Annotated in this window: 26 protein-coding genes; 10 read left to right on the top strand and 16 right to left on the bottom strand. The window is 65.2% G+C overall.

All coding sequences use genetic code 11. From position 1 onward, the window contains the following. Positions 1-111: 111 nt before the first annotated feature. The 7 genes from I4484_RS06465 (at position 112) to I4484_RS06435 (ending at position 5,108) form a co-directional block, all read left to right on the top strand. On the top strand, positions 112-504 hold the full coding sequence (locus I4484_RS06465) for a hypothetical protein (protein ID WP_197450164.1): 393 nt from the start codon (positions 112-114) through the stop codon (positions 502-504). 110 nt (positions 505-614) lie between these two features. Then, positions 615-1,211 (top strand): Spy/CpxP family protein refolding chaperone, encoded by a 597-nt coding sequence (locus I4484_RS06460; RefSeq protein WP_197450163.1) that lies wholly within the window; start codon positions 615-617, stop codon positions 1,209-1,211. A 71-nt stretch (positions 1,212-1,282) separates the two neighbouring features. After that, positions 1,283-3,784, top strand: coding sequence for a heavy metal translocating P-type ATPase (locus I4484_RS06455; RefSeq protein WP_197450162.1), 2,502 nt, complete (start codon positions 1,283-1,285; stop codon positions 3,782-3,784). Further along, on the top strand, positions 3,781-4,044 hold the full coding sequence (locus I4484_RS06450) for a DUF2933 domain-containing protein (protein WP_197450161.1): 264 nt from the start codon (positions 3,781-3,783) through the stop codon (positions 4,042-4,044). Before I4484_RS06455 ends, I4484_RS06450 begins: the two co-directional genes overlap by 4 nt. A 78-nt stretch (positions 4,045-4,122) precedes the next feature. After that, entirely contained in the window at positions 4,123-4,443 is a 321-nt protein-coding gene (locus tag I4484_RS06445; protein WP_197450160.1) for a hypothetical protein, read from the top strand. 72 nt (positions 4,444-4,515) lie between these two features. Beyond that, positions 4,516-4,668 carry a hypothetical protein gene (locus I4484_RS06440; RefSeq protein WP_197450159.1) on the top strand — a complete coding sequence of 51 codons (153 nt, stop codon included), beginning with the start codon at positions 4,516-4,518 and terminating at the stop codon, positions 4,666-4,668. Beyond that, positions 4,665-5,108, top strand: coding sequence for a DUF411 domain-containing protein (locus I4484_RS06435; protein WP_197450158.1), 444 nt, complete (start codon positions 4,665-4,667; stop codon positions 5,106-5,108). Before I4484_RS06440 ends, I4484_RS06435 begins: the two co-directional genes overlap by 4 nt. A 69-nt stretch (positions 5,109-5,177) precedes the next feature. On the opposite strand, the gene I4484_RS06430 is transcribed toward I4484_RS06435, so the two are convergent. The 8 genes from I4484_RS06430 to I4484_RS06390 all read right to left on the bottom strand — a co-directional run bounded on the left by I4484_RS06430 (position 5,178) and on the right by I4484_RS06390 (position 12,912). Further along, positions 5,178-5,891, bottom strand: coding sequence for a response regulator (locus I4484_RS06430; RefSeq protein ID WP_197450157.1), 714 nt, complete (start codon positions 5,889-5,891; stop codon positions 5,178-5,180). After that, a complete protein-coding gene (locus tag I4484_RS20870; RefSeq protein WP_234283538.1) occupies positions 5,881-7,869 on the bottom strand; it encodes an ATP-binding protein in 1,989 nt (662 codons plus the stop codon). Before I4484_RS20870 ends, I4484_RS06430 begins: the two co-directional genes overlap by 11 nt. Before the next feature lie 15 nt (positions 7,870-7,884). Then, positions 7,885-9,387 (bottom strand): Trk system potassium transporter TrkI, encoded by a 1,503-nt coding sequence (trkI, locus tag I4484_RS06415; RefSeq protein ID WP_197450156.1) that lies wholly within the window; start codon positions 9,385-9,387, stop codon positions 7,885-7,887. Between the two features lie 94 nt (positions 9,388-9,481). Next, positions 9,482-9,835: a DUF488 domain-containing protein gene (locus I4484_RS06410; RefSeq protein WP_197450155.1), complete on the bottom strand. Its 354-nt coding sequence runs from the start codon at positions 9,833-9,835 to the stop codon at positions 9,482-9,484. A 271-nt stretch (positions 9,836-10,106) separates the two neighbouring features. Next, positions 10,107-10,565 (bottom strand): hypothetical protein, encoded by a 459-nt coding sequence (locus tag I4484_RS06405; protein WP_197450154.1) that lies wholly within the window; start codon positions 10,563-10,565, stop codon positions 10,107-10,109. A gap of 49 nt (positions 10,566-10,614) precedes the next feature. Then, a complete protein-coding gene (locus I4484_RS06400; RefSeq protein ID WP_197450153.1) occupies positions 10,615-11,037 on the bottom strand; it encodes a TIGR01244 family sulfur transferase in 423 nt (140 codons plus the stop codon). 33 nt (positions 11,038-11,070) lie between these two features. Continuing rightward, positions 11,071-11,970: an MBL fold metallo-hydrolase gene (locus tag I4484_RS06395; RefSeq protein WP_197450152.1), complete on the bottom strand. Its 900-nt coding sequence runs from the start codon at positions 11,968-11,970 to the stop codon at positions 11,071-11,073. Positions 11,971-12,057: 87 nt separating this feature from the next. After that, entirely contained in the window at positions 12,058-12,912 is an 855-nt protein-coding gene (locus tag I4484_RS06390) for an MOSC domain-containing protein (protein ID WP_197450151.1), read from the bottom strand. A 138-nt stretch (positions 12,913-13,050) separates the two neighbouring features. Here I4484_RS06390 and I4484_RS06385 point away from each other — a divergent pair, with 138 nt between their 5' ends. The 3 genes from I4484_RS06385 (at position 13,051) to I4484_RS06375 (ending at position 15,192) form a co-directional block, all read left to right on the top strand. Further along, positions 13,051-13,431 (top strand): Rieske 2Fe-2S domain-containing protein, encoded by a 381-nt coding sequence (locus tag I4484_RS06385; RefSeq protein WP_197450150.1) that lies wholly within the window; start codon positions 13,051-13,053, stop codon positions 13,429-13,431. A 115-nt stretch (positions 13,432-13,546) separates the two neighbouring features. Next, complete coding sequence (locus tag I4484_RS06380) at positions 13,547-14,428, top strand: DMT family transporter (RefSeq protein WP_197450149.1); 882 nt, start codon at positions 13,547-13,549, stop codon at positions 14,426-14,428. A gap of 179 nt (positions 14,429-14,607) precedes the next feature. Next, on the top strand, positions 14,608-15,192 hold the full coding sequence (locus tag I4484_RS06375; RefSeq protein ID WP_197450148.1) for a hypothetical protein: 585 nt from the start codon (positions 14,608-14,610) through the stop codon (positions 15,190-15,192). A 75-nt stretch (positions 15,193-15,267) separates the two neighbouring features. Here the strand turns inward: I4484_RS06375 and I4484_RS06370 are convergent, their stop codons facing one another. From I4484_RS06370 to I4484_RS06335, 8 genes are all read right to left on the bottom strand, one after another. After that, positions 15,268-16,041: an enoyl-CoA hydratase-related protein gene (locus I4484_RS06370; RefSeq protein WP_197450147.1), complete on the bottom strand. Its 774-nt coding sequence runs from the start codon at positions 16,039-16,041 to the stop codon at positions 15,268-15,270. Between the two features lie 71 nt (positions 16,042-16,112). Beyond that, positions 16,113-16,961 (bottom strand): 3-hydroxybutyryl-CoA dehydrogenase, encoded by an 849-nt coding sequence (locus I4484_RS06365; protein ID WP_197450146.1) that lies wholly within the window; start codon positions 16,959-16,961, stop codon positions 16,113-16,115. Between the two features lie 13 nt (positions 16,962-16,974). Continuing rightward, positions 16,975-18,606: an acyl-CoA synthetase gene (locus I4484_RS06360; RefSeq protein WP_197450145.1), complete on the bottom strand. Its 1,632-nt coding sequence runs from the start codon at positions 18,604-18,606 to the stop codon at positions 16,975-16,977. Between the two features lie 86 nt (positions 18,607-18,692). After that, on the bottom strand, positions 18,693-20,474 hold the full coding sequence (locus I4484_RS06355) for an acyl-CoA dehydrogenase (protein WP_197450144.1): 1,782 nt from the start codon (positions 20,472-20,474) through the stop codon (positions 18,693-18,695). A gap of 192 nt (positions 20,475-20,666) precedes the next feature. Next, positions 20,667-22,091 carry an MFS transporter gene (locus tag I4484_RS06350; RefSeq protein WP_197450143.1) on the bottom strand — a complete coding sequence of 475 codons (1,425 nt, stop codon included), beginning with the start codon at positions 22,089-22,091 and terminating at the stop codon, positions 20,667-20,669. Positions 22,092-22,332: 241 nt separating this feature from the next. Further along, positions 22,333-23,262 (bottom strand): carbamate kinase, encoded by a 930-nt coding sequence (gene arcC, locus I4484_RS06345; protein ID WP_197450142.1) that lies wholly within the window; start codon positions 23,260-23,262, stop codon positions 22,333-22,335. 25 nt (positions 23,263-23,287) lie between these two features. Then, positions 23,288-24,535 (bottom strand): arginine deiminase, encoded by a 1,248-nt coding sequence (arcA, locus tag I4484_RS06340; RefSeq protein ID WP_197450141.1) that lies wholly within the window; start codon positions 24,533-24,535, stop codon positions 23,288-23,290. A gap of 113 nt (positions 24,536-24,648) precedes the next feature. Then, positions 24,649-26,088: a YfcC family protein gene (locus tag I4484_RS06335; RefSeq protein WP_197450140.1), complete on the bottom strand. Its 1,440-nt coding sequence runs from the start codon at positions 26,086-26,088 to the stop codon at positions 24,649-24,651. Positions 26,089-26,135: the final 47 nt, after the last annotated feature.

Genomic DNA, 26,135 nt, shown 5'->3' with positions numbered 1-26,135 from the left:
CCCCCGTTCGGCTGAGGCAGCACGCGTCTCGCATCGATTGATATGCGTCAAGATTCGCCCGCTCCGGTTCGGCTAGGCTGAAATGACCGATGGCTCGCATAGAGTGGTTCCATGGCCCCACGACCCGCCTACGCCCGACCGCAGCCCGCCCCCGTCTGGGCATGGGCGCGGTACTGGCTGTTCGCTGCGCTGGGCCTCGCGATGCTGCTCTTGGCGCCACCTGCCATGGCAAGTGGGGTCGACGCCAGCAGCGAGACGCCGAGCATCGTGGCGACCACGGCCAATCATGGAGAGGAGTGCCACCACGACACGCGTATCGCCCAGCCAAGCGACGTCACGCTACGCAGTGAACGCCACGACAGCCAGGACGCCGCCTGCTCCGAGGGGCTCGTCCCAGGGCAGGGCGCCCTTCCCCATCGCACCTCGGCCCTCGGTTTTCCCCGAACGCATCCCGACCCCTCCCCGCTTCCGATCTATCTGGTGACAGGACGCATTCGGTCCTGAGCGTCACTCTGCATCGCCGAGCAATGAGCCAGCACAATGGCGTCGGTTGTCGATCTCCCCATGGTTGCTACCAACGCCCCTCTTGGGCGCATGCCCTCAAGGAGAGTGACATGATGATATCCCGACTTTCCCTCTGCTTCTGCCTCGGCCTGGCACTGGGCGCCATGGCAAGCGCCGCCACGGCTCAGGAGGTTAACTCCGGCACGGCAAGTGTCGACGTGGCAAGCCCCGGCATGATGAGCGGCGACATGGGTTCCGGCATGATGAGCGGCATGATGGGTGGCGGCATGATGGGTGGCGGCATGATGAGCGGCATGATGGGTGGCGGCATGATGAGCGGCATGATGGGTGGCGGCAGGATGCCCTGCCCCATGATGGGCGGAGGATCCAAGGGCGCCTTGCCCATGCTCGACCAGGCGCAGCGCAGCGAACTACGCGAGTTGATCCACGAGCATCGCCCTGCCCAGCTGCAGCGTCTGGGGCAACTGATGAACCTCCGCGACGACATGGCCGTCGCTCTGCAAGCCGAACGCCCCGAACTGGAAACCCTCCAGGCGCTTCATGCCCGGATGGCGGAGCTGCAAGGCGAGATGCTGACGGAAAGGGTACGTCTGCAGCACCGTCTTCAGGACCTCATGACCGAGGAGCAGCGGCAGCCGGCCGCGCCCGAGACGGTCGCGCCCGATGACCATGAAGCCCACCACTGACGGGCGGTGCCGTTGCGAGCCGGGTGGCTTGTAAGGGCCCCCGGAAAGCTTCATCTCCGGAGAGCATGGGAATGACTGTGACTTTGCGAAAGATAACCCTGACGGTACCCGGCATGGGCAGCGAACACTGTGCCGGCATCGTGCGCCAGACGCTCCAGCGCCAGTACGGCGTGGGGGAGGTCCAGACCAATATCGCCAGCCACCGGGTCAGTGTCAGCGTTGAGCCGGACGGACCCGATGGCAACGTCCTGAAAAGGGCCGTGGAGGGTGCCGGCTACGATGTTGCGGCGGTCAACGACGGCGCGAGCTCCCGACAGTTCCGCCTCACGGTGCCGGGCATGGGCTCGGACCACTGTGCCGGGATCATCCGGGATACGCTGAAAAGGCTCGACGGGGTCACCAGGATCGACACCAACATCGCCGGCCACCGGGTCAGCGTCACCATTGAGGCAGGCGGCCCGGATGGCAACCGGCTGAAGCAGGCCATCGAAGGTGCCGGCTACGACGTCGCCGCGGTGAGCGGGCAGGCCGAGGAAGATGGCGAGGCCGTTGCCGCCATCGAGGAAGGCTACCTGCGCCAGGCGCGCAAGCGGCTGTGGATCGCCGGCGTGCCTACCACGCTGATCATGATCCTGATGATGCCGCACATGTTCTGGCAGCCGATCCCCGGCTACCTGGCCATCGTCGCCCTGCTCGCCTTCCCGGTCGTCTTTCTCCATGGCGGTGCGGCCACCCATCGCTCGAGCTGGCGCTCGCTGAAGAATGGTACTTTCAACATGGACGTGCTGATCTCCATGGGCAGCCTGCCACCCTACCTGATCGGTCTGGTCGGCTTCGTCTACCCGATGACCTCGTTCATCGAGATGGCGGCCACCATCATGACCTTCCACCTGCTGGGGCGCTATCTCGAGGCACTGGCCAAGGGCCGTGCCTCCCAGGCCATTCGCCGCCTGCTCACCCTGGGCGCCAAGACGGCCCGGGTCGAGCGCGACGGCGAGGAGGTCGAGGTGCCGGTGAAGGAGCTCGAACCGGGCGACGTCATGATCGTGCGCCCGGGCGACAAGATTCCCACCGATGGCGACGTGGTCGATGGCGAGAGCCACCTCGACGAATCCATCGCTACCGGCGAATCGATACCGGTCTACAAGGGCCCCGGCGACAGCGTGATCGGCGCCACCATCAACAAGGAGGGGCGGCTACGGGTAAGGGCCACCCGGGTCGGTGGCGACACCTTCCTCTCCCAGGTGGTGCGCCTGATCGATCAGGCGCAGGGCTCGCGGGTGCCCATCCAGGAGTTCGCCGACCGCATGACCGGGCGCTTCGTGCCGGCAGTGCTGCTGATCTCACTGGCAAGCCTGGCCGCCTGGCTGCTGTTCCCCGATGTCCTGCGCCCGATCCTCGACTGGGGCGCAGGCTTCCTGCCCTGGGTCAACCCGGACGCCGGCACACCGGTGCTGGCGCTCATCGCCGCCATCGCCGTACTGGTCATCGCCTGCCCCTGTGCGCTGGGGCTGGCCACGCCGACGGCGCTGATGGTGGGCTCCGGCATCGGCGCCGAGCGCGGCATCCTGATCCGCTCCGGCGAGGCGATCCAGACCTTCAAGGACATCAAGGTCATGGTGCTCGACAAGACCGGGACCATTACTCGCGGCGAGCCGAAGCTGACCGAGGTGGTCACGGCGGCAGGGGTCGAAGAGAGGGAGCTGCTGACGCTGGCGGCAAGCGTCGAGAACGCCTCGGAGCACCCCATCGCCCGCGCCATCGTCGACGGGTCCGTCGAGCGCGGTATCAAGCCCGGTGAAGTCACCGAGTTCCGTTCCACCGGCGCCCGCGGTGTCTCCGGCAGAATCGATGGCAAGCAGGTGCTGATCGGCAACCGCCGGCTGCTCGAGGAGCAGGGCATCGAGGGACTGGAGGCGCTGGACGAGGCGATGCGCCGGCTCGAAGCCAAGGGGCGCACCGCCGTCATCGTCGCCGCCGATGGCCGGGCCACGGGCATCGTGGCGGTGGCCGACACGCTCAAGGAGGAGTCGGTCGAGGCTATCCGCGGCATGCATGCGCTCGGCCTGCACGTGGTGATGATCACCGGCGACAACGAGCGCGCCGCGCGAGCCGTGGCCGACGAGGTCGGCATCGACGAGGTCCAGGCCGGCGTGCTGCCGGAGGGCAAGGTCGATGCCATCCGCGCGCTGCAGCGCAAGCACGGCAATCACGTGGCCATGGTGGGCGACGGCATCAACGACGCCGCTGCCCTCAAGCAGGCCAACGTCGGTATCGCCATCGGTGCCGGTGCCGACGTGGCCATCGAGGCCGCCGACGTGACACTGGTGCGCGGCGAACTGAGCGGCGTGGTGGAGGCCATGCATCTTTCCCGCGCCACCTTCGGCAAGATCGTGCAGAACCTGCTCTGGGCCAGCGGCTACAACGTGGCCGCCATCCCCATGGCCGCCGCCGGCCTGCTCCACCCCATGATCGGCGTGATCGCCATGACCGCCAGCTCGCTGTCGGTGATCGGCAATTCGCTGCTGCTCAAGCGCCGTTATGCGCGCATCCACAAGGGAGACACGCCATGAACCGTCTTCGCTCCACTCCTCCCCTGCAGGAGGATCACGACCACGATGGGCCACGCTCGGCGGAACGGCCGCGGGGCGCCCGCTCGCGGGGGCTGCATGCCTGGATGATGCCGCTTTGCCTGGTGCTGATGGGGAGCGCCTTCCTGCTGCTCCTGTGGCGCGGCGAGACCGCCGGCGGCGCCTGGCTGCTGCTGCCCATGCTGCTGTGCCTGGGCATGCACCTGCTGATGCATCGCCACGACCACCACCGGGACGAATGATCCAGCGCCTTGCGCTGGATCATTGAAGGAGGCCACAGGATCGGTTTCAATGAGCAGGCAACATTGCGAGGACTATCCATGACGGATGTCGCCAGGCCGACCCACAGCAGACGCACTCCGGGAGCACGCTTCCTGGCGCTTCTGCTTGCCCTGCTGCTGGCGCTGAACAGCCTGTCGACTCACGCGGCCATGGATACCCATCAAGCCGATTGCGGCGTCGCCTCGTCCGTGCAGCAGTTCGACGACGACACCTCGGGCGACTCGCGCTGTTCGGCCTGCACCATGGTGCCCCACCTCGGCAGCCTGAGTGCCGTCGAGCCCCCCTTCCCGGCCGTCGCCCCGGCCTTGGCCATGGCCGACCACCGAATGCCGCCGCCGCGGCGGCCTCCGCGAGCCTGAGAACGCAAACGGGCGCCCGCCAGGCGCTGCCCGCGCACGACCAAACGTAAAGCGTTCTCAAGGAGACTCGCCATGACAACCGACTGCCTGGCCCTGATGGGCCACATGAGCTGGCTGGGCTGGCTGATGCCGCTGGCCGTACTCACTCTGCTGGGCCTCGGCATTGCCGCCCTGCTCAAGTATCTCTTTACCTCGACCAAGCCCTCTACCGGAGCACGCTCATGAACCGTCGCGCCACTTCCCTGCTGCTCACCGCCAGCCTGCTGATCGGTACCGCCTCGGCCGTTCACGCCGCCCTGCCCGAGGAGGCCACCCTGTACAAGAACCCGCAGTGCGGCTGCTGCGACGAGTACGCGCGCCAGCTCGAGGAACGCGGGGTCTCGGTCACCATCATCGACGACGAGGACCTGGGCAAGATCAAGCAGGAGGCCGGCCTGCCCTACGGACTGGGGTCCTGCCACACCATCCTGATGGGCGGCTACGCCATCGAGGGTCACGTACCCTTCGAAGCGGTGGAGCGGCTGTTCGAGGAGCGACCGAAGGTGGACGGCATCGGTCTGGCCGGCATGCCCATCGGTACGCCCGGCATGCCCGGGCCAAAGCGGGATGAGTGGAACGTCTATCAGTTCACCGACCAGGAGCCCATGCCGTTCATGACGCTGTGAAACCCTGCCGGGCGCCGGCCAAGGCCGGCGCCCGGCAGTTGAGGCCGTGCCGACAACCGACACGGCGACTCAGTGCTTCTCGACGGGTTCGACCAGCAGCCGGTAACCGATCCCCGCCTCGGTCTGCAGCAGTTGCGGAGACTGCGGGTCATCGCCCAGCTTGTGACGCAGCTTGCTGATGACGATACGCAGGTAGTGGGTGTCGTGGGTGTGGGAGAGGCCCCACACGTGCCGCAGCAGCTGGGTCTGGGTCACCACCCGGCCGGCATGGCGCGCCAGTTGGTCGAGCACGGCATACTCCTTGGGCGTGAGATGCACGGCGCCGCCCGCCAGCGTCACGCTGCGCGCCGCGAGATCGATCTCGAGCCCCGCTCGCCGCAGGCGTAGCGTACCCGGGCCGCTTCCTGCCGAGCTCTGCTGTCGCAGCAACGCGCGAATCCGCGCCAGCAGCTCCTGGATACCGAACGGCTTGGTGACGTAGTCGTTGGCGCCGGAATCCAGCGCGCGCACCTTCTCCGCCTCCTGCTCACGCACCGATACCACGATCACCGGCACCTGGCTGGCTCGGCGCAGTTCGTCGAGCACGTGCTGGCCGTCCATGTCCGGCAGCCCCAGGTCCAGCAGCACCAGATCCGGGGCCTGGGAAACGGCGAGCGTAAGCCCCTCCCTGCCCGTTGCCGCCTCGCTCACGGCGAAGTCCTGGGACACCAGGCTGATACGCAGGAAGCGGCGAATCTGCGGCTCGTCATCGATGACGAGGATGCGGCCTCGTTCAGTCGTCATCGCGGCTACGCTCCTCCTGCGCTGCCAGCGGCAGACGCATGACGATGGTCGTGCCCCTGCCATCGGGACCGGGCAGCGCTTCGACGCTCCCCCCGTGGGCGCCCAGCATGCCACGGCAGATGGCCAGGCCCAGGCCGCTGCCGTGCGGTCCGCGGTCACCCTCACCGCCGGTGATGAACATGTCGAACACCGCACCGCGCTGTGCCGGGGGGATACCCGGCCCTTCGTCGGTAATACGGACCTCCAGCCACTCGCGGGCCTCGTCGAGCCCGGCGCGGATTGTCACTCGACCGTTCGTCGGGGAGAAGCGCACGGCGTTGTCGATGACGTTGACCAGCGCTTGCTCGATCAGTGCCGGATGGACATAGAGCAGCGGCAGTCCGTCGGCCCCCTCGCGCTCGATGCGTACCGTTTCCAGCGTGGTGCCCAGCCGCTTCAGTGCGGCGGTCACCAGGTCGTCGAACGAGACCCAGTCACGCTCGAGCTTGAGGCTGCCATGGCCCAGCCGGGTCATGTCGAGCAGGTTTTGGATATAGCGGTCGAGGCGCTCGCTCTCGGCCAGGATGCCATCGAGCAGCTCGCGTCTGTCGGCGCGGCTGAGCTGCGGCTCGAGCTCTCTCAGCGAACTGGCCGAACCGATGATCGAGGCAAGTGGCGTGCGCAAGTCGTGCGATACCGATGACAGCAGTGCCGAACGCAATCGCTCGTTCTCTTCCGAGAGCCGCGAGGCACCCAGCTCGGCCACCAGGCGCGTGCGCTCCAGCGCCATGCCGAGCTGGCGCGTCAGGGTGGTGACCAGCGTCTCCTGGTCGGGGCCGAGCGGTCGCTCGCGCACGGCGAGCTCGAGCCCCACGATGCCCAGCACGCGTTCCTGTTCGACCAGCGGAATGAAGCGCCAGCGCAGCGCGCTCTGGGTGGCCGTGCCGGCGCCGCTCGGCTTGCGCTGCTGCCAGCTCCATACCGCGGCGGCCTCCTCCTGCGCGCCAAGCCGGGCATTGGGCGGAACTGCACTGCGCACCGCCAGGCCGGTCCCTTCACCGTCCTCGTCGAGAAACACCACCGGCACGCCCAGCCAGCGCTCCAGGGTGGTGATGCCGACGTCACGCACCTGCTCGCGGTCGGTGGCAACCGAGAGCGCACGGGAAAAGGTCAGCAACCTGTGGCTCTGCTCGCGACTGCTGCGCAGCGCCATCAGACGATGGCGGCCGCTGCCCGCAAGCTGCCCCACCACCACCGCTACCAGCAGGAAGAAGATCACGGTCAGCAGCTGTTCGCGTTCGACCATCGCCAGGGAGAACCGCGGCCGGGTGAACAGGAAGTTGAACGCAAGAAACCCGAGGGCAGCGGTGATCATGGCGGCACGGGTTCCCGCCAGGGTGGCACTGGCCAGCACCGCGGCGAGGAAGATCAGCGACAGGTTGGCCAGCTCCAGCCAGAACTCGAGCGCCCACGCCACGACCACGGCGACGAGAAAGCTACCGGCCACGACCCAGCCTTCGCGCCACCCGGGCGAATGGCGACGGCGAGCGGGGCGGAAGCGACGCCGCTGGCGGGCCTCGGCCACGACCACCAGATCATAGGTTCCCCCATAGCGCAGCAGCCGCTCCGCCAGCGGGCGACGCCAGATGCGCCAACCCGAAGGACGCGTGCGTCCCACCATCAGCGTGGCAACGCCCTGCTCCACGGCATACTCGTGCAGTTCGCGTGCACGTCCCGCCCCCTGCAGAATGCGTACCTCGCCGCCCAGCCGATTCACCAGCGCCAGGACCTGGTCCAGCGCCAGCCGCTGCCTGGGCCCGCTGCGGCCGTCGTCCACGTGCACGGCCCACCATCGTATACCTTCACGCTGCGCGTAGCGGTGTGCCGCCCTGGCCAGAGCGGCATCCTCCTCACTCCTCCCGCCCAGGGCCACCAGCAGTTGCGGTCGCCGCGAGTCTACCGGGGCGGGGCGGGACGCGTCCTGCGTCACTCGTTGCATCGGCACGCCTCCTGCCTATTTGCGCCAGAACATCGGCGTCAGCAGCACCAGCACCGTGAGGATCTCCAGCCTCCCGAGCAGCATGCCCACGCACAGCAGCCACTTCGCGGCGTCCGGCAGCGGGGCGAAGTTGCCGGCCGGCCCGATGATATCCCCCAGCCCCGGCCCCACGTTGGCCACGGCCGTGGCGGCTCCCGAGAGTGCCGTGGTGAAATCCAGCCCCATCAGCGCGAGTCCCAGTGCCAGCCCGGCAATGGTCAGGAAGAAGAAGAATGAGAATGCCACCACACCGCGCGTGATGTCGTCGGTGAGCGGCTGGCCGTTGTAGCGCGAAGCGAAGACGCCATGCGAGTGGACCAGGAAACGTAACTGGTTGCGCAACAGGATGGTCGCGACCTGGAAGCGAAAGATCTTCATGCCCCCGCTGGTGGAACCGCTGCAGCCGCCGACGAAGGTCAGGTAGAAGAAGGCCACATAGGCCAGTGATCCCCACAGACTGTAGTCGTCGGAAGCATACCCGGTGGTGGTCACCACCGAAATGACGTTGAAGGTGACGTGGGTCAGCGCCTCGAATGGCGGTGTGCCGAGCCAGACCAGCCACAGCGAGAGCACCAGGATGACCAGCGCCAGCAACAGCAGCAGACCCTGGACCTGCTGGTCACGCCAGAGCGCCGTTCGCGAGCCACGCAGCACGCGGATATAGAGCACGAAGGGCAGCGCCCCAAGCAGCATGAACAGCGACCCCAGCCACAGCAGGTGTGGCTGGCCGGCATACGCGCCGAAGGAGGCATCGGAGTTGGCGAAGCCCCCGGTGGCGAGCGACGTCATGCCGTGCACGACGGCATCCAACGGCGTCATGCCTCCCAGCCAGTAGGCCAGCATGGCGAGCAGGGTGAAGCCACAGTAGATACCGAGAGTGGCTTTGGCGATGCCTCCGGTGCGTGGCATGACCTTGTCTGACCAATCGGACGACTCGGTGTGGAACAGGCGCATCCCCCCGACCTTGAGGAACGGCAGGATGGCGATGCCCATGACGATGATGCCGATGCCGCCCAGCCACTGCATGATGCCCCGCCAGAGCTTCAGACCATCGGAGAGCGTATCGATTTCCGTCAGCACGGTGGAGCCGGTCGTGGTGATCGCCGAAACCGACTCGAACACGGCGTTGGTCGGTGACAACTGCGGCGCCCCCAGCACCAGCGGCAGGCTGGCAAAGCCGCTGACAGTGACCCAGCTCAGGGTGGTCAGCACGAACATCTGCCACGGCTTGAGTTCGATCGGGGTGCGCAGCGTGGACAGCCACACCAGGCCAACCGCCGCCAGCACCAGCAGCATCGACAGCCCGAAGGCGCGGGCATCGGGATCTCGTTCGACGACCAGGACGATCCAAGGAACGGCCATGAAGATGGCCAATACCGCCCACAGGACGGAGATCACCTTCAGCACCGGCGACCAATTGCGCCAGTGGTACCTGAGCCGTAAGCCTAATCCATTCGCACCCTGAGCGGCGATACGCATTGGCTGATCCGTTATCTCTCTACCGAACGTCACGGTATGAAAGCACAGCCCAGCCTAAAAAAGCCGTAAAAATCACAACGCTTCGGCACGCTGTCTAGCGTCGCAGCATTTGCAGGTACTGCTTGAGTACCACGGCGTTGTTGTGCCGTTCGTCCTTCGAGCTGAAGACCAGCGTCACGCGTCCCTCTCGTGCGCGTTCCGCCAGTTCCCGCAGTGTGTCGCGCCGCGCCTTGAGTTCCGTCATGTAGCGACGGCGAAACTCCCCCCAACCCAGCCTGCCGTCATGGAATGACTGACGCAGCTCATCGCTCGGTGCGACCTCCTTGGGCCAGGCATCGATCCGGGCATCGGCCTTGGAGATGCCCCGGGGCCAGAGGCGATCGACAAGCACGCGATAGCCATCCTGGGACGAAGGCGGTTCGTAGGCTCGCTTGAGCGTGACATTCATCGCGACGCTCCCTTTGTCGTTGCCGCACGGTGCGACGAGGAAAGCGCTGAGGCAGCCAGCTGGGGCCAGCGGCAGCACAAGACGCCCCCCTGCGCCCACGGCTTACAGGTTATGTAGTCAATTTCCTACAAAACGGAAGGAAAATGGATGACATTCTCAATGCTGGAATAGCGCTACCTTGAACGTACTCACGCCGGTTCTTGCACAGCAGTCGTGAGTCCCTTGCTTCTGCCCGCCACCACGGCGGGCTTCTTTTTTCCGGTGGGTTCGTTCAGTGGAGCGTCGCCAGCACACGTTGCACCTTTTCATCGTGGCTGAGCCCCTCAGTTTCATCCGCCAGGGCAAAGTCGCCGCGCAGCGCCTTGAGCGCATAGCGTTCACGGTCTATCTCGGTCGAGGTGCGCACCCCCTGCTTGCGGAACAACACGATGGGTGGGCACCACCCCTGCAGGGCATGCTGAAGCAGAAAACCCGAGATGGCGGCTGGAAACAGCAGCCAGCGCTTGTCGACGAAGGCACCCATGGCAACCCCCGCCAACCCCAGCGTCGCCGCATTGGCCTCCAGGGTACGCTCGATGTCCCACTCGGCATCCAGCTCACGTAGCCGGTTGCCTATCTCGTGAGGATGCTCGGCGAAATAGTAGATGCTGTCCTCTGTACGGAGCCGAATACGCTCATTCGCTTCTGCGGCGGTATTCTGCTCCACGCGTGAAGTGGTGGTTGGCAACATGCTCTTTCCTCCCTTTCCGTTTGCTTCGACTCCATTCCATTCTTTGCCGTCATGCTTGCTGTCGCGCCAGATCCTCGCGCAAAGGCCCAAGGTCGTAGCCTGCCGCTTCGGCAGATGCCTGCAACTCGGAAAGCGGCCAATGCGGTGCCTTGGACAGAGCCCACAAATGGGTCACTCGCATACCGGTGCGACAGAAGCCCACTACTGGGGAAGGAGCATCGTCAAGTGCACGGGCAAAGGCATCAATGTCCTGCTGCGAATATTCGCGCGGCTTGACGGGAATCTCCTTCCAGCACATGCCAAGCGCTTCCGCTTTGGTCTTGAGACGCTCCGGATCCGGCTGGGCATCCTCTTCGCCACGTGGCCGATTGGAAATGACGGTTCTGTAGCCTTGCTGAGCGAGCCTCTCGAGATCCTCCTCGGTTGGCTGAGCCATCACGCTGAGTCGATCATCCAATGGCTTGACGTCCATAAAGCAGGCCTCCTGTGCCAGTGTAGCGTGCGCCTATTCCCAGGCGGCGCCCGGCAGCGCATCGAGCGGTATCTTGAGGTAACGGCGGCCGTTCGTTTCAGGCTCGGGCAGGCTGCCGCCTCGTATGTTGACTTGCAGGGAATGCAGTATCAGCTTCGGCATGGGCAGTTGGGCATCGCGCTCGTTGCGCAGCGAGACGAATGCTTCCTCGGTCTGCCCCTCGGCCACGTGGGTGTTGGATGCCTTCTGTTCACTCACCGTGCTTTCCCACTCCGGCTCGCGCCCTTCCGGCATGTAGTCGTGGCCGGTGAACAGGCGAGTAGCGTCCGGCAAGGCGAGTATCTGCTGGACCGACTGCCAGAGCTTACGGGCGTTACCACCCGGAAAGTCGGCCCTGGCGGTGCCTGAGTCCGGCTGGAAAAGCGTGTCGTGAACGAAGGCGGCATCGCCGATCACGTAGGTGATGGAGGCCATGGTATGGCCGGGCGAGAAAAGCACGCGCCCCTCCGTTTCGCCGATGCGGAAGGTGTCGCCCTCGGCGAACAGCCGGTCCCACTGCCTGCCGTCGGCAGGAAAATCCGGCCAGTGGTAGAGCTCGCTCCACAGCTCCTGAACCTTCTTGACGTAAGTGCCGATGGCCGTGGGCGCACCGGTCCTGGCTTTCAGGTACTGGGCGGCGGAGAAGTGGTCGGCATGTGGATGGGTGTCGAGGATCCATTCCACTTCGAGGCCGTGTTGTTCCACGTACGCCAACAGCGCATCGGCATTCCTTGTGGCAGTCGCTCCCGATTTCTCTTCGAAGTCGAGTACCGGGTCGATGATGGCGCAGCGGCCTGTCGCCGTGTCGGTCACCACGTACTGGACACTGAAAGTGACTGGATCGAAGAAGCCCGCCACGCTTGGCGCTCCTGGGGATTCTCGACGTGTCTGCATGCTTCCTCCTGAACCAATGCAATAAAGTTATTACGTTAGTTCAAAAGGAGAGACAAGAAAGCCTGGGAAAAATAAACCCTACAAGTTTTAACACTCTGCGACCGGCGTCGCTTCGAGCCAATCCCCTACGGCAATGCGCTGTTCTGCTCCGTCCAGCAGCGTGGCGTTCTGGCCGAAGTACGCCCCGGGCCGCAATGGTTGGGTCTGCATCTGCATCAGGGTCTGCAGCGGCTCGCCGGGCACGTCGATGGTGCCGCGGGTCTGGTCGACGGTAGTGATCTTGCAGCGCTGGCACGGTTTGCGCAGCCCGAAGCGATAGTGCCCCTCCGTGGCGGCGACTTCGCGCCAGCCATCTTCGGCGAAGGCGGCAGCACCATCGACGACGATGTTGGGCCGGAAGCGGTTCATGGGCAGTGGCACCAATCCCTTCTCCTGCAAGGCGGTATTGAGGGCATCGAGCGAGGCTTGCGAGGCGATCAGGAAGGGGTAACCATCGGCGAAGGCGGTATGTGCCGCTTCGCCCTGCAGGTAGCGGGATTCCACCGGGCGCCGGTGGTCGTCGTCGAAGCGCACCAGACGCAGTGCGCTGCCGCGCAGGTCGCCAAGCACAGCGGTGAGCCAACGGCCCGCCTCCTCCCCTTCATCCAGCGCCTGGCAGGTATCGTCCCAGACGTAGGCCGTCAGCCGAGGCTGGTCGCGCCTTGCCAGTGCGATGGCCAGCGGCTGCGCTTCGGGATGCTCCAGCACCAGCCAGTCGTCCTCGAGCCGGACCGTGACCCGTGCCATGCCCGGCATCTGGCGCTGGGTGACGAAGCGCCCCACCTGGTCGACCACCATCCAGTGGCGGTCGTAGGCCAGGCCACGCTCGCCCAGGGTGGCTCGTGCGAGCGAAATCCCACTCAGCGACTTGACCGGGTAGAGATTGAGTTCGGCAATTCTCACGTACAGTTCCTCTGTAGCACGTCCATTTTCCTTCCCAGCCGTCACGCCAGAGGGCCGCGTTCGCATTCCCGCTTGGCGCTGACAGATACGCCCTGATTGGCGACAATGGCGGCCCACCCCCCAACCAAGGCAGTCGTCATGACCCAGGCATGGCAGCAATATCGTAGCGCACCGGCGCCAGGCACGCGCCTCGTCCGACTCGATGACATCGCTCCCGGCGATACCTCCAGCCTGACGCTGCAGAGCGAGCGTGGCAGTTTTCCGCTGCTGCTGGTGCGTCTGGACGATGCCCTGTTCGGCTACGTCAACGCCTGCCCCCATCAGTTCCTGCCTCTCGACCAGCGCGGCAGGCGGGTGCTCAGCCAGGATGGTGAACAGCTGCGCTGCACCAACCACGATGCTACCTTCTCGGCCCGAAGCGGCGAAGGAACCGGCGGCCTGGGCCTCGGCTGCACGCTCGATCCGGTGCCGGTAAGCGTCGACGACAAGGGCTGGATCGTCGTTGGCACGTCTCCCTGACCAGCACGATCGCTGATATTTCACATCAATATTATTGATAAAAAACAGGCTATTCATAGACCAGCGACATGGTCTAGGCTCTTTATTCTCTCCACCTACCTGCCAAGGACGTCGCATGTCGCCGGCCGATTCCCTACGCCTGATCCTGCTCTCGACCCTATGGGGCATGTCGTTCATCTTCATGCGCGTGGCGGTGCCGGAATTCGGCCCGGTACCGCTGATCCTGGTGCGCATGGGTATCGGCTCGCTGCTGCTGCTGCCGCTGCTGTTCAGCCTGCGCTATCTCACGCTGGTGTGGGAGAACAAGGGCGGCCTGCTGCTGCTGGGGCTGGTCAACCACGTGCTGCCCTTCAGCCTGCTGGCACTGGCCACGGTGCGGCTCGAGGCGGGCTTCACCTCGCTGATCAACGCCACCACGCCGATCTTCACCGCCCTGCTCGGCGCGCTGTTCTTCACCACCCCGATACAGCGCCGGCAGTACCTGGGCCTGGCACTGGCCTTCTTCGGGGTCTATGTGCTCTCGGCAAACCGACTGGACTTCGCCCTGGGCGGTGACGGCTGGTTCATCCTCGCCGCCGTTGGCGCCACCTTCTGCTACGGCGTGGCGACCAACTACTCCAAGACCTACCTGTCGCACCTGCCGGTGCGGGTGCTGGCGGCCGGCAGCACCGCCATGTCGGCGCTGATCCTGCTGATCCCCGGCCTGTGGCTGTGGCCCAGCGAGCCGATCAGCGGCCTGGCCTGGGCCAACGGCCTGGGGCTGGCCATCTTCAGCACCACGCTCGCCTTCCTGCTCTACTTCGGGCTGATCTCGAGTGCCGGTGCCACCGCTACCTCGACGGTCACCTTCCTGGTGCCGGTCAGCGCCCTGCTGTGGGGCTACCTGCTGCTGGGCGAGAGGCTCAGCCTGCAGGTCATGGTCGGCATGGCCATCACCCTGGCGGGCACCGCCATCGCCACCGGGATGCTTCGCTGGCGGCGGCGAGAGATGGCATGAGACCGGCCTGAGCCTCGCTTCGCATTAGTTGAAATCAACCTCTCTGGGGCCGACGCTCTTGCTATGCTCCCATAGCGAACCGCACCCTTGACGCGGTCGCTCATGTGAGGACACGGGCAATGACAATAAGATACAAGAGCGCCCTTCTTCCAAGCCTGGTACTTGGAGGGGGCATCGTCATGGCGATTGCGGCACTAATCCAGGCAACAGCTGTATCAGCGGCCGAGCCGGTCGATGAACTTGATGAGACAGCCTTGGTCGGCGCCATACGCGTAGCCACGCAGCGCTTCGAGAACATAAATACCGCCTTGGCGGAGGGCTACGTGCCGGACCCGTCCGGTAGGTGCGTAAGCGCTGAGACGGAAGGATTGGACGCCGAACTGGGAGGCATGGGCTTGCACTACTTGCGCCCCGACCTGCTCGGCATTACGGCAACCCATCCTCGTGTCGATGGCAACGGCCTGCATACCGACTTCCACGCGCCGGCCATTCTGCTCTACGAGCCCCAGGAAGACGGAACAATGAAGCTTGTGGGTGTCGAAAATCTAGTGTTCCAGAAGGCCTGGCATGCCGCCGGCAACAGCGAACCCCCCGTCTTTGCCGGCCGCACATGGGATGCCATGGCCGACGATCCCGCCACAACGATCGACGAAGCGCACGGTTTCGAGCCGCACTACGATCAGCATGTCTGGTTCAATGATGACGGCACCCTTCACCTCGAGTCGTTCAATCCTCGAGTGAGCTGTACGCATCACCTTACCTGAGAGAGGCGCTTTGCCAACCAACAACGGCGGCGAGATACCTCGCCGCCGTCCTTGTCAGAACTGCTCGAGCATTCCTCAGAAATTCGGCTTGCGCTTCTCGACGAAGGCGCCCATGCCCTCCTTCTGCTCCCCCCCGGCGAAGCAGAACGCGAACAGCGCAGTCTCCAGCGCCAGGGCGCTGTCGAGGTCCTGGTCCATGCCGTCGTGCACCGCCTGCTTGGCGGCACGTACCGCCTGGGGGCCATTGCCGGCCAGCTGCTGCGTCAGCTCTTCGGCGTAGGCCTCGAGTTCGGCCTGGGGCATCACGCGGTTGACCAGGCCGATGCGCAGGGCCTCCTGGGCATCGATCTTGCGCCCGGTGGTGACCAGGTCGATCGCCATGGCCGGCCCGACCCGACGTGGCAGGCGCTGAGTGCCACCGAAGCCGGGAATCACCCCGAGCAGCACCTCGGGCTGGCCGAAGATGGCGTTGTCGCTGGCTACGGCCCAGTCGCAGGCCAGCGCCAGTTCGCAGCCGCCGCCAAGACAAAACCCGTTGACCAGGGCGACCACCGGCACCGGGAGGGTTTCCAGTCGCTTGATGGTGCGCAGGGCCTGGCTGGCGAAGGCGCGCGCTTCTTCCGGGGTCTTCTCGCGCATCTCGGTGATGTCGGCGCCGGCCACGAAGGATTTCTCGCCCGCCCCGGTGATCAGCACCGCGCGCAGGTCATTGCGCTGCCCGAGTTCGGTGAGCACCGCTTCCAGCTCGGTGAGTACGGCGCTGTTGAGGGCGTTCAGCGCCTTGGGGCGGTTGATGGTCAGGCGCACGACGCCGGCGTTGTCGACCACCTCGATCAGCTTCTCGCTCATGTGGGGCTCCTTGCTTGTTGTCTGGACGATACCGACCAACCCTAGCGAACGCTTGGTTGGTCGGCAATCCCTTATTCGTAGATGTGGAAGCCGCGACCCGTTTTCCGCCCCAGATAGCCGGCCGCGACCATGCGTCGGAGCAGCGGGCAGGGGCGATACTTGGGATCGCCGAAGCCCTCCTGCAGCACTTCCATGATCGCCAGACAGACGTCCAGGCCGATCAGGTCGGCAAGCGCCAGCGGCCCCATGGGGTGAGCGGCACCGAGCTTCATCGACTGGTCGATGTCCTCAGCGCTGGCGGCCCCCTCCTGGAGCAGGAATGCCGCCTCGTTGATCATCGGCACCAGCAGGCGGTTGACGGCGAAGCCCGGCGAGTCGGCGATGGCCACAGGCGTCTTGCCCAGTTGCCTGGCCAGCGCCTCGATGCGCGCCACGGTGGCGTCACTGGTCTGCTCGGCGCGGATCACCTCGACCAGCTTGAGCACCGGCACCGGGTTGAAGAAGTGCATGCCCACCACGCGCTCCGGGCGCTCGCACACCGCGGCGAGACGGGTCAGCGACAGCGACGAGGTGTTCGAGGCGAGTATCGCATCGTGGCTCAGGCGGCTCAGATCGCGGAACAGCTTCTCCTTCAGCGCCGGCTGCTCGGGAGCGGCCTCGATGATCACCTCGCAGCCACGCAGGGCCTCGAGCGAGGTGGTCAGCTCGAGACGCGCCATGGCCTCGCCCTTCTCGGCCTCGCCGAGCTTCTCCTTGGCCACCAGCTTGCCCAGCCCCTTGTCGATGGCGGCCTGGGCCCGGCCGAGCTGCTCGTCGGCCACGTCGTAGAGCTGCACGGGCAAGCCGCTCGCGACCAGCACCTGGGCGATGCCCTGCCCCATGGTGCCGGCACCGACCACCCCGATGGTTCGTTGGCTCATCGTGTCTCTCCCTTCAGTGCTTGCGCGCTTCTTCGCGCAGGACGAATTTCTGGATCTTGCCGGTGGAGGTCTTGGGCAGCTCGGTGAAGATCACCGTCTTGGGTACCTTGAAGCGCGCCAGATGCTGGCGGCAATGCTCGATGATGTCGGCTTCGGTGACCTCGCCGAAGCCCACCTTGAGCTTGACGAAAGCGCAGGGCGTTTCGCCCCACTTCTCGTCGGGCTTGGCCACCACCGCGGCCTCCTCCACCGCCGGATGCGAGTAGATGGCATCCTCCACTTCGATGGTGGAGATGTTCTCGCCGCCGGAGATGATGATGTCCTTGGAGCGGTCCTTGATCTCGATGTAGCCGTCCGGATGCCACACGGCGAGGTCGCCGGTGTGGTACCAGCCGCCCTCCAGCGCCTGCTCGGTGGCGGCCTCGTTCTTGAGGTAGCCCTTCATCACGTTGTTGCCGCGCATCAGGATCTCGCCGATGGTCTCGCCATCCTTGGGTACCGGTTCCAGGGTGCTGGGGTCGGCCACGCAGAGCGCTTCCAGCATGTGGTAGCGCACCCCCTGGCGCGCCTTGATCCGGACACGCTGCTCCAGCGGCAGCTCATCCCAGGCCTCGCGCCAGGCGCACACCGTCACCGGCCCGTAGACCTCGGTGAGGCCGTAGACGTGCGTCACCTCGATGCCGAGTTTCTCGACCCCGGCGATCACCGAGGCCGGTGGCGCGGCGCCGGCGGTGGTGACTTTCACCGGGTGATCGAACTCGCGCTTCTGCTCCGCCGGCAGGTTGACCAGGCCGTTGAGCACGATGGGCGCACCGCTGAAGTGGGTCACCTTTTCATCGGCGATCAGGTCCATGATCCGCTTGGGGTCGACCCTGCGCAGGCACACGCTGGTGCCGGCGTTGGCGGCGATGGTCCAGGGGAAGCACCAGCCGTTGCAGTGGAACATCGGCAGGGTCCAGAGGTAGACCGGATGGTGCGGCATGGCCCACTCGAGGATATTGCTCACCGCATTGAGGTAGGCGCCGCGGTGGTGGTAGACCACCCCCTTGGGCTTGCCGGTGGTGCCGGAGGTGTAGTTGAGCGAGATCGCCTGCCACTCGTCCTCGGGGAGCTGGTAGGCGTAGTCCGGATCGCCCTCGGCCAGCAGGGCCTCGTATTCCAGCTCACCGATATGGCGCGACTCGCCCTCGTACAGGGCATCGTCCACATCGACCACCAGCGGCTTGATGGCCAGCCGCGAGACGGCGTCCTCGATCACCCCGGCGAATTCCGGGTCGACCAGCACCGCCTGGGCTTCGCCGTGCTCGAGCATGTAGGCAATGGCCTCGGCGTCGAGGCGGATGTTGAGCGTGTTGAGCACGCAGCCGGCCAGCGGCACGCCGAAGTGCGCCTCGAACATGGCCGGTACGTTGGGCAGCATCACGACCACCGTCTCGCCGGGCTTGATGCCGCGCTTCTCGAGCGCCGAAGCGAGCCGGCGACAACGCGCCCAGGTCTCGCTCCAGCTACGGCGGATATCGCCATGCACCACTGCCGGGTAGTCGGGATAGATGGACGCGCTACGCTCGATGAAGGTCAGCGGGGATAGCGGGACGAAGTTGGCCGGCGTCTTGGGCAGGTCCTGTTCGAAGATGCTGTCGTTCATGGTGGGCTCCGGGTGTGGTGTCGTTATTGTGCAGTGCTGGACGCGAGGGCACCGATCGGCAAGTCGACCGATCGCTGCCCGTTGCCTCAGGAGGCGGTGACCGGGAAGTCGATCAGGCTCTGCATGCCGGCCTCGATCACGCTGCGGTTGGCGCGACCGAGCGGCAGCCACTGGCGCAGGGCAAAGTCGGCGGCGGCCAGCTTGGCCCGATAGAAGGGCTCGCTGCTGCCTTCTGCCAGCGCGGCGCGGGCCTTGAGCGCCGCGCGCCCCATCTGCCAGGCACACAGTACGTGGCCGGCCAGCGTCAGGAACGGCGTGGCGTAGGCCTGAACGGCGTCCGGGCCGCTATCCGGATCGCGGCTCGCCTCCAGCACCAGGGCCATGGCGACACGCAGGTCGGCGGCACCGGCTTCCAGGCTTTCGCCCAATGCGGCAAGCTCGCCGCTGTCACACAGCTCACCGGCGGTAACCTCGACCTCGTCGATCAGCCCGCTCAGCGCCGCACCGCCATCGCGGGAGAGCTTGCGCCCGGCCAGGTCGAGGGCCTGGATGCCGTTGGTGCCCTCGTAGATCGGGGCGATACGGGCGTCGCGCAGCAGTTGGGCCGCGCCAGTCTCTTCGATATAGCCCATGCCGCCATGCACCTGCACGCCCAGCGAAGCGATTTCCACGGCCTGGTCGGTGGAGAACGCCTTGACCACCGGGATCAGCACGTCGACCCGCGCCTGGGCGGCCTCGCGCTCGGCGGCGTCGGCCGCATGGCGGGCCACGTCGAGCTGGGCGGCGCAGTAGAGCGCCTGTGCCCGCAGAGCATCGGTGCGGGCACGCATGGAGAGCAGCATGCGGCGTACGTCGAGGTGTTCGCTGATGGTGGCCTCGGTGCCGCGCGCCCTGCCCTGGACGCGGTCCAGCGCGTAGGCGAAGGCGTGCTGGCAGGCACGTTCGGCCACGCCGATGCCCTGCACGCCGACCTTGTGGCGCGCCTCGTTCATCATGGTGAACATGTGGTTGAGGCCACGCCCCTCCTCGCCTACCAGGTAGCCGATGGCGCCGTCGTTTTCACCGAAGCTCAGGGTGCAGGTGGGCGAGCCGTGAATGCCCAGCTTGTGCTCGATGGAGGCACAGGTAACGTCGTTGCGTTCGCCCAGCGAACCGTCGTCGTTGACCAGGAACTTAGGTACCAGGAACAGCGAGATGCCCTTGTTGCCCTCGGGGGCGTCGGGCTTGCGCGCCAGTACCAGGTGGATGATGTTCTCGCTGGCGTCGTGCTCGCCCCAGGTGATGAAGATCTTCTGCCCGAACAGGCGGTAATGATTGTCTTCAGGCACGGCGCGAGTACGCACCTTGGAGAGATCGGAGCCGGCCTGGGGCTCGGTGAGGTTCATGGTGCCGGTCCAGCTGCCCTCGACCAGCCTGGGCAGGTAGGTCGCCTTGAGCGCATCGCTGCCGTGGTGGGCCAGCGCCTCGATGGCCCCGGCGGTGAGCATCGGGCACAGCCCTAGCGCCATGTTGGCGCCGTGCAGCATCTCCTGCACGCTGCTCGCCACCACCTCGGGAAGCCCCTGGCCGCCCAGCGCTTGGGACACGCCGATGCCGTTCCAGCCACCCTCCACATAGGCACGGTAGGCCTCGGCGAAACCGTCCGGCAGGGTCACGCCGCCATCCTCACGACGCACGCTGCCTTGCCGGTCGCCGCTGGCATTGAGCGGGGCCCAGGCCTCCCCGGCCAACTTGGCGGCTTCCTCCAGCACCGCCTCGACCAGGTCGGGACTGGCCTCGTCGAAGCCGGGCAGTGCGAGCGAGCGATGCTCGAGCAGTTCCTCGAGCACGAAGCGAAGGTCACGAACGGGGGCAATAAAGGGAGACATGGCACTACCTCAGGAAAATGATAACGGCGATAGTAGATTCCCTACTTTTCGTTAACCATTATCCCTAGGTCGCAGCCCCGAGGCCATGCTCATTTGGCACCTCCACGCAAAACAAAGCGCCCGATGCGAGGCATCGGGCGCTTCGGGAAAGCCAACAGCTCGAGAATAGACCACCAGGCCGCGAGAGCCCCCTCAGCGGCGGGCGTCGCTGTCAAGCGGCTCCTCGATTCGCTCGCACTCATCGCTCGGTGGCAGGTCGGTATCGTCGTCATCTTGATAGTAGACGATATGCGGCTCGTCCGGCGGCGGCGGGCCGACCAGGGGCTCGGCCACTTCGACTTCCGGCACGACATTGGAGAGGTCTTCCACGTACTCGTGCTCGATAGCGCCCTGCACCAGCTCCTCGGTCACGGTGAGCTCGGCGCCCGCAGGCGACATCGGCGTATTCGGAGCAAACGGCGCCACCGGCACCGGTGCCGGGCGCACGCTGCGCCGCCAGGCGAAGAAGCCCACCAGGAACACACCCATGCCACCGAAGGCCCAGAACAGACCGGCATCCCCCACCCAGGCCATCACCGGCGAGATCAGCGGCGGGCTGACCGTCGAGCCGATGGCGTTGATCAGCAGCAGCCCCTGGCTCATGCGCACCAGCGCACCGGCCGGGGCACGGTCGGCGGCGTGGCTCACCGCCACCGGGTAGAGCGCGAAGATGCCGCCCCCCAGCAGGAACAGCAACCCCGCCAGTAGCCAGGTCGAGAGCGGCAGCAGCAGCATGGCGACGGAGATGAAGGTGCAGAAGACGCCGATCATGATCAGCACGATCTGACGGTCGTGACGGTCGGACCAGCGCCCGATGGGATACTGCAGCAGCATGGCGCCAAGCACGACCACCGCCATCATCTGGCCTACCTGCGCCACCGAGAGTCCGATGCGCTGGAGATAGAGCGGCAGCAGGGTGTAGACCGCGGCCACCGCCAGGCCGGAGCCGAAGCTGCCCATCACGCCGGTGGGCGTGATGGTGATCAGGCGCATCGGCGACAGCGGCTCGGCATGATCGATCAGCGGCGACACCCGGGGGATCATCGCCATCGGCAACACCGACAGCGACGCCAGCATGCCGATCACCATGAACGGGGCGGTCTCGCCCATGGCATCGGTAACGCCGAGCAACAGCTGGCCGACGACCCCGGCGGCGTACAGCGAAATCATGTAGAGCGCCAGCAGCCTGCCGCGCACCTTCTGGTCGCCGGAGGTGAGCAGCCAGCTCTCGATGACCAGGTAGACCCCCACGGTGGCCCAGCCACCGATCAGGCGCAGCACGAACCAGGCCCAGGGCTCAAAGAACAGCGCCTGCAACAACACCGTGACCGCCACCAGCGAGGCGAAGCTACCATAGGCGCGAATATGGCCGATGCGCAGCAAAAGCCGGTCGTTGAGCATCGCCCCTAGCGCCAGGCCGATGAAGTACGCCGAGGAGACCCAGCCGATTACCACCGGCGACTCGCCGGCCGCGTCCAGCCGCAGGGTAATCAGCGTGGCCAGGAAGCCGTTGCCGATCCCCAGGATGAAGAGCCCCAGCAGGGGGGCCAGGGCCATGGCCAGCAGTTGCCGCGACATTTGCGCGCCTCTCGACAGCAGATGGAAATAAAGAAAGATGACAGAAAACACCGTGGAACGCTGCCCACTCCCACCTGTGCAGCGCTGAAATGAGGGCTACGGCTCGGACGGGGCGGCGCGAATCATACGCCCACCGCACACCAAGTCAATCGCTTTCATTGAACCAGTCAGAACAGCTGGAATATTATCTTGGCTAACACGATCAACTCGACAATTTTTCCTTTCGAACACACAGCCACGGCTAGCGATAGGTGAGTCCGACTGCAGCAACGCTCACCCGTGTCCCTCTCTGCCCTCTCACGATGGCCTCGATGTCGGCCAAGGTGCCGATCACCGCCTCGTTGCCGGTACGCCTGGCAAAACCACAAGCAGCTTCGACTTTGGGCCCCATCGAACCGGCAGCGAACTCGATCGCCTCCAAGGCGTCCGGATGTGCATTGGCGATGGCCTTGCGGCTCGGATCGCTCCAATCGACGTATGCCGCGTCGACATCGGTGGCGATGACCAGCAGGTCGGCTTGCAGTTGCTCGGCCAGCAGCGCCGAGCAAAGGTCCTTGTCGATCACCGCCTCAACTCCGCGCAGCTTGCGGTTCTCATCATAGACGGCAGGAATGCCTCCCCCGCCGGCGCAGATGACGATGGTGCCCTTCTCCAGCAGCCACCTTATCGGCCTGAGTTCAAAGATCCGCTTGGGGCGAGGGCTCGGCACGACCCGACGGAACCTGTCACCATCCGGCGCGATGCACCACCCTTTTTCCCTAGCCAAGCGTTCAGCTTCGTCCGCCGAGTAGACGGGGCCAATCGGCTTGCTGGGACGCTGAAAGGCAGGATCGTCGGGCTCGACCTCCACTTGCGTCAGCAGGGTGGCGAAAGGTACCTCGGCGGGCAAGCGGTTCCCGAGTTCCTGCTCGATCAGGTAGCCGATCATGCCTTCCGTTTCCGCACCCAACACATCCAGTGGATAGGGGGAAACAGCGGTATAGGCCGCTCCCTGCAATGCCAGCAGTCCTACCTGTGGCCCGTTCCCATGGGCGATGACCAGCTCATTGCCCGAAGCCACCTTGGCGATCTGCTCGCAGGCGACACCGATATTGGCGCGCTGGGCGTCAGCAGTCATGGGTTCGCCTCGGCGCAGCAGCGCATTGCCCCCAAGGGCAATCACGATACGCATGCCATCATCCTCCTTGACCTTTCGGCTAGTAGTCGATCGGATCGCGCACAATGGGGCAGGTCATGCAATGACCGCCGCCGCGCCCACGGCCCAGTTCGCTCGCGTCGATGGTGATCACCTCCACCCCGGCCTTGCGCAGCAGGGTATTGGTGTAGGTATTGCGGTCATAGCCGATCACTACACCGGGTTCGATCGCCACGACGTTGTTGCCGTCGTCCCACTGCTCACGCTCCGACTCGAACCAGTCGCCCCCTGTCTCGACGACACGCAGCGCCTTCAGGCCAAGCGCTTCGGCAACGACGTCCAGGAACGGCAAGGTTTCGCGGCGCAGGTCAATGCCGCCGGGCTTGCTCTCGTCGGAGCGCAAGCTGAATGCCACGATTCCCTGCACCACTTCAGGAAACACCGTAGCCAGGTCGCGATCGCAGAAGCTGAACACGGTATCCAAATGCATGGCGGCACGGGATCTTGGCAGCCCCGCGACAATGATTCGCTCAGCGGCCTCGGCTTCGAAGAGAGACTGGGCCAGTTGACCGATGGCTTGTCGCGACGTGCGTTCGCCCATGCCAATCAGGACGATGCCCTTGCCAAGCGGCATCACGTCGCCACCCTCCAGCGTGGCCAGCCCATGATAGCGCTCAGGGTCGCCATACCAGGTTCGAAACTCCGCGTCGGTAAAGGAGGGATGGAAGCGATAGATGGCCGTGGTCAGCAGCGTTTCCTGCCGCCTGGCCTCCCAGTACATCGGGTTCAGCGTGACCCCGCCATAGATCCAGCAGGTCGTATCGCGGGTAAAGACGGTATTTGGTAGAGGCGGTAGGAGGAAGCTCGAGTGCCCCAGGTAATCACGAAACATCTTCAATACTTCCGCCCCTTCCGTCTCGGGAAGATCGGCACCCGAAATGCCGCCGATGAGATAGGTCGCCAGCTGCCTTGCTTCCATGTCGTCCAGCCAAGCGCGAACTTCGTCTGCGAGCCCGACCCCGACGAGATCGGGAGTAATCTTGCGATCCAGCACCCATTTCCTTGCATCAGCGCTTTTCAAAATGTCGGTCAGCAGGTTGTGCATCTCCAGCACTTCCACCCCACGCTCACGCATCTTGGTCACGAAATCGAAGTGGTCACGCTTGGCCTGGCTGACCCACAGCACGTCGTCGAACAATAGCTCGTGGCAATTGCCCGGCGTCAGGCGCTGGTGGGCGAGCCCCGGCGAACAGACCAACACCTTGTGCAATTTGCCGACTTCGGAATGTACGCCTAGCTGAATCGGCATGGGGACGTCTCCTTTCGCATGTCTCGCCAACGGTTCCGTTAGCGGCTAACCGCCTCGTTACGCCTCGAACTGGCAGGCGGCCGTGCACGCCTGATTCGATACCTTGCAGTGCCTCACCCCAGCATTGCCGCCAGACTCAGACAGCCGAGGATGACCAGAGTAAGAATCACCAGCAGCGGCCACATGAAGCGCAGCCAGCGTTCATAGGGCACACGCCCTATCGCCAACGCCCCCATGACCACGGCAAAGGTCGGATTGATCAGGTTGACCAGGCCATTCGCAGATTGGTAGGCCGTCACGACCAGGTCTCGCCCTACTCCCGCAAAGTCGGCCATAGGTGCCAGCACGGGCATGCTCATTACGGCCAACCCCGAGGAAGAGGGAACGAAGAACGACATCATGATTTGCAGCCAGTACATGACGTTGATGAAGGCAACGTTGGAAAGGCCGCTCACCCGCTCCTCGGACCAATGCAGGATGGTATCGGTGATGAGGCCGGCATCCATGATGACCACGATACCCCGCGCCAGACCGATGATCAGTGCCACGCCCAGCAGCTCTTTGGCTCCGCCGACGAAAGACTCCACGAAACGCGCCTCTCCCAGGCGAGCCGTCACGCCGATGACCAGACTGGACGCCAGGAACAGCGCCGTCATCTCTCCCATCCACCAGCCGGCCATCAGCACTCCCCACACCATGATCAGGAAAGTGGCGGCAAATAGGGCGAGCACCAGCATGCGAGTACGCGTGAAAGGAAGTTCTTCCGCGCTCCGCTGGCTCAGGAAATATTCTCGATCCGCTTCGCGCTGGTCGCCGACGATGGAAACCTCGGGGTTTCGTTTGACCTTGGCCGCGTAGCGCATCACATAGAGGACGGTGGCGACGAAGCACAGCACCAGGATCATCAACCTGAGGGTCAGACCGTCGGTGAAGGGTATGCCGGCAGCATCGGAGGCGATGACCGTGGCAAAGGCGTTGACCGTCGAGCCCAGCACCCCGACCCCCGCCCCCAACAGAATGATCGCCACTGCCGTCACCGAGTCGTATCCCGCGGCAATGATGATGGGGATCAACAGCATGTAGAAGGCCAGCGTCTCCTCGGCCATTCCATACGTCGTGCCGCCCAGAGCGAAGAGCCCCATCAGCAGCGGAATCATCCACTTTTCGTGGCCTGCCATACGCTTCATGGCACGCCCGATACCGGCATCGATGGCACCGGTGGCCGTGACTACGCCGATGAAGCCCCCAATGATCAGAACGAACAGGGCAACGTCGATCGCGTTGGCCTCGTAGCTGCCGGGGTCGTACAGGCCCGCTACGGGCGCCATCAGCACGTCCCAGGCATTCTGCGGGTTGGCCTCGACCTGCTGATAGCTACCCACCAGGGTGACCTCGCGCCCCAGCGACTCGTCGTATACCCTCTCGTACTGACCTGCCGGCACGATCCAGGTCAGTACCGCCGCCAGGATCGTCAAGCCGAACAGAATGGTAAAGGCCGTCGGAAAACAAAACCGCTTCTCGCTCTTACTGGCTACCACCTCCGCGTTACCCATGTTCCCTCCCCTGGCATCGCCATGCTGTGCGGGACATGTCCGCCAAG

Origin of the sequence: Halomonas sp. SS10-MC5 (assembly GCF_015992245.1) — a bacterium.
GTDB classification, from domain to species: Bacteria; Pseudomonadota; Gammaproteobacteria; order Pseudomonadales; family Halomonadaceae; genus Halomonas; species Halomonas sulfidoxydans.
The sequence above is the reverse complement of the archived record's forward strand: the minus strand, read 5'-3'. Positions and strand labels throughout refer to the sequence as shown.

Coding starts and splice junctions, on each gene's coding strand:
- I4484_RS06410 (WP_197450155.1), bottom strand. CDS start 9,835: ATGAATGTCACGCTCAAGCGAGCCTACGAACCGCCTTCGTCCCAGGAT.
- I4484_RS20870 (WP_234283538.1), bottom strand. CDS start 7,869: ATGCAACGAGTGACGCAGGACGCGTCCCGCCCCGCCCCGGTAGACTCG.
- I4484_RS06400 (WP_197450153.1), bottom strand. CDS start 11,037: ATGGACGTCAAGCCATTGGATGATCGACTCAGCGTGATGGCTCAGCCA.
- I4484_RS06445 (WP_197450160.1), top strand. CDS start 4,123: ATGACGGATGTCGCCAGGCCGACCCACAGCAGACGCACTCCGGGAGCA.
- I4484_RS06365 (WP_197450146.1), bottom strand. CDS start 16,961: ATGAGCCAACGAACCATCGGGGTGGTCGGTGCCGGCACCATGGGGCAG.
- I4484_RS06455 (WP_197450162.1), top strand. CDS start 1,283: ATGACTGTGACTTTGCGAAAGATAACCCTGACGGTACCCGGCATGGGC.
- I4484_RS06375 (WP_197450148.1), top strand. CDS start 14,608: ATGGCGATTGCGGCACTAATCCAGGCAACAGCTGTATCAGCGGCCGAG.
- I4484_RS06465 (WP_197450164.1), top strand. CDS start 112: ATGGCCCCACGACCCGCCTACGCCCGACCGCAGCCCGCCCCCGTCTGG.
- arcC (WP_197450142.1), bottom strand. CDS start 23,262: ATGCGTATCGTGATTGCCCTTGGGGGCAATGCGCTGCTGCGCCGAGGC.
- I4484_RS06460 (WP_197450163.1), top strand. CDS start 615: ATGATGATATCCCGACTTTCCCTCTGCTTCTGCCTCGGCCTGGCACTG.
- I4484_RS06405 (WP_197450154.1), bottom strand. CDS start 10,565: ATGTTGCCAACCACCACTTCACGCGTGGAGCAGAATACCGCCGCAGAA.
- trkI (WP_197450156.1), bottom strand. CDS start 9,387: ATGCGTATCGCCGCTCAGGGTGCGAATGGATTAGGCTTACGGCTCAGG.
- I4484_RS06385 (WP_197450150.1), top strand. CDS start 13,051: ATGACCCAGGCATGGCAGCAATATCGTAGCGCACCGGCGCCAGGCACG.
- I4484_RS06355 (WP_197450144.1), bottom strand. CDS start 20,474: ATGTCTCCCTTTATTGCCCCCGTTCGTGACCTTCGCTTCGTGCTCGAG.
- I4484_RS06450 (WP_197450161.1), top strand. CDS start 3,781: ATGAACCGTCTTCGCTCCACTCCTCCCCTGCAGGAGGATCACGACCAC.
- I4484_RS06440 (WP_197450159.1), top strand. CDS start 4,516: ATGACAACCGACTGCCTGGCCCTGATGGGCCACATGAGCTGGCTGGGC.
- I4484_RS06370 (WP_197450147.1), bottom strand. CDS start 16,041: ATGAGCGAGAAGCTGATCGAGGTGGTCGACAACGCCGGCGTCGTGCGC.
- I4484_RS06360 (WP_197450145.1), bottom strand. CDS start 18,606: ATGAACGACAGCATCTTCGAACAGGACCTGCCCAAGACGCCGGCCAAC.
- I4484_RS06335 (WP_197450140.1), bottom strand. CDS start 26,088: ATGGGTAACGCGGAGGTGGTAGCCAGTAAGAGCGAGAAGCGGTTTTGT.
- I4484_RS06430 (WP_197450157.1), bottom strand. CDS start 5,891: ATGACGACTGAACGAGGCCGCATCCTCGTCATCGATGACGAGCCGCAG.
- I4484_RS06350 (WP_197450143.1), bottom strand. CDS start 22,091: ATGTCGCGGCAACTGCTGGCCATGGCCCTGGCCCCCCTGCTGGGGCTC.
- arcA (WP_197450141.1), bottom strand. CDS start 24,535: ATGCCGATTCAGCTAGGCGTACATTCCGAAGTCGGCAAATTGCACAAG.
- I4484_RS06395 (WP_197450152.1), bottom strand. CDS start 11,970: ATGCAGACACGTCGAGAATCCCCAGGAGCGCCAAGCGTGGCGGGCTTC.
- I4484_RS06435 (WP_197450158.1), top strand. CDS start 4,665: ATGAACCGTCGCGCCACTTCCCTGCTGCTCACCGCCAGCCTGCTGATC.
- I4484_RS06380 (WP_197450149.1), top strand. CDS start 13,547: ATGTCGCCGGCCGATTCCCTACGCCTGATCCTGCTCTCGACCCTATGG.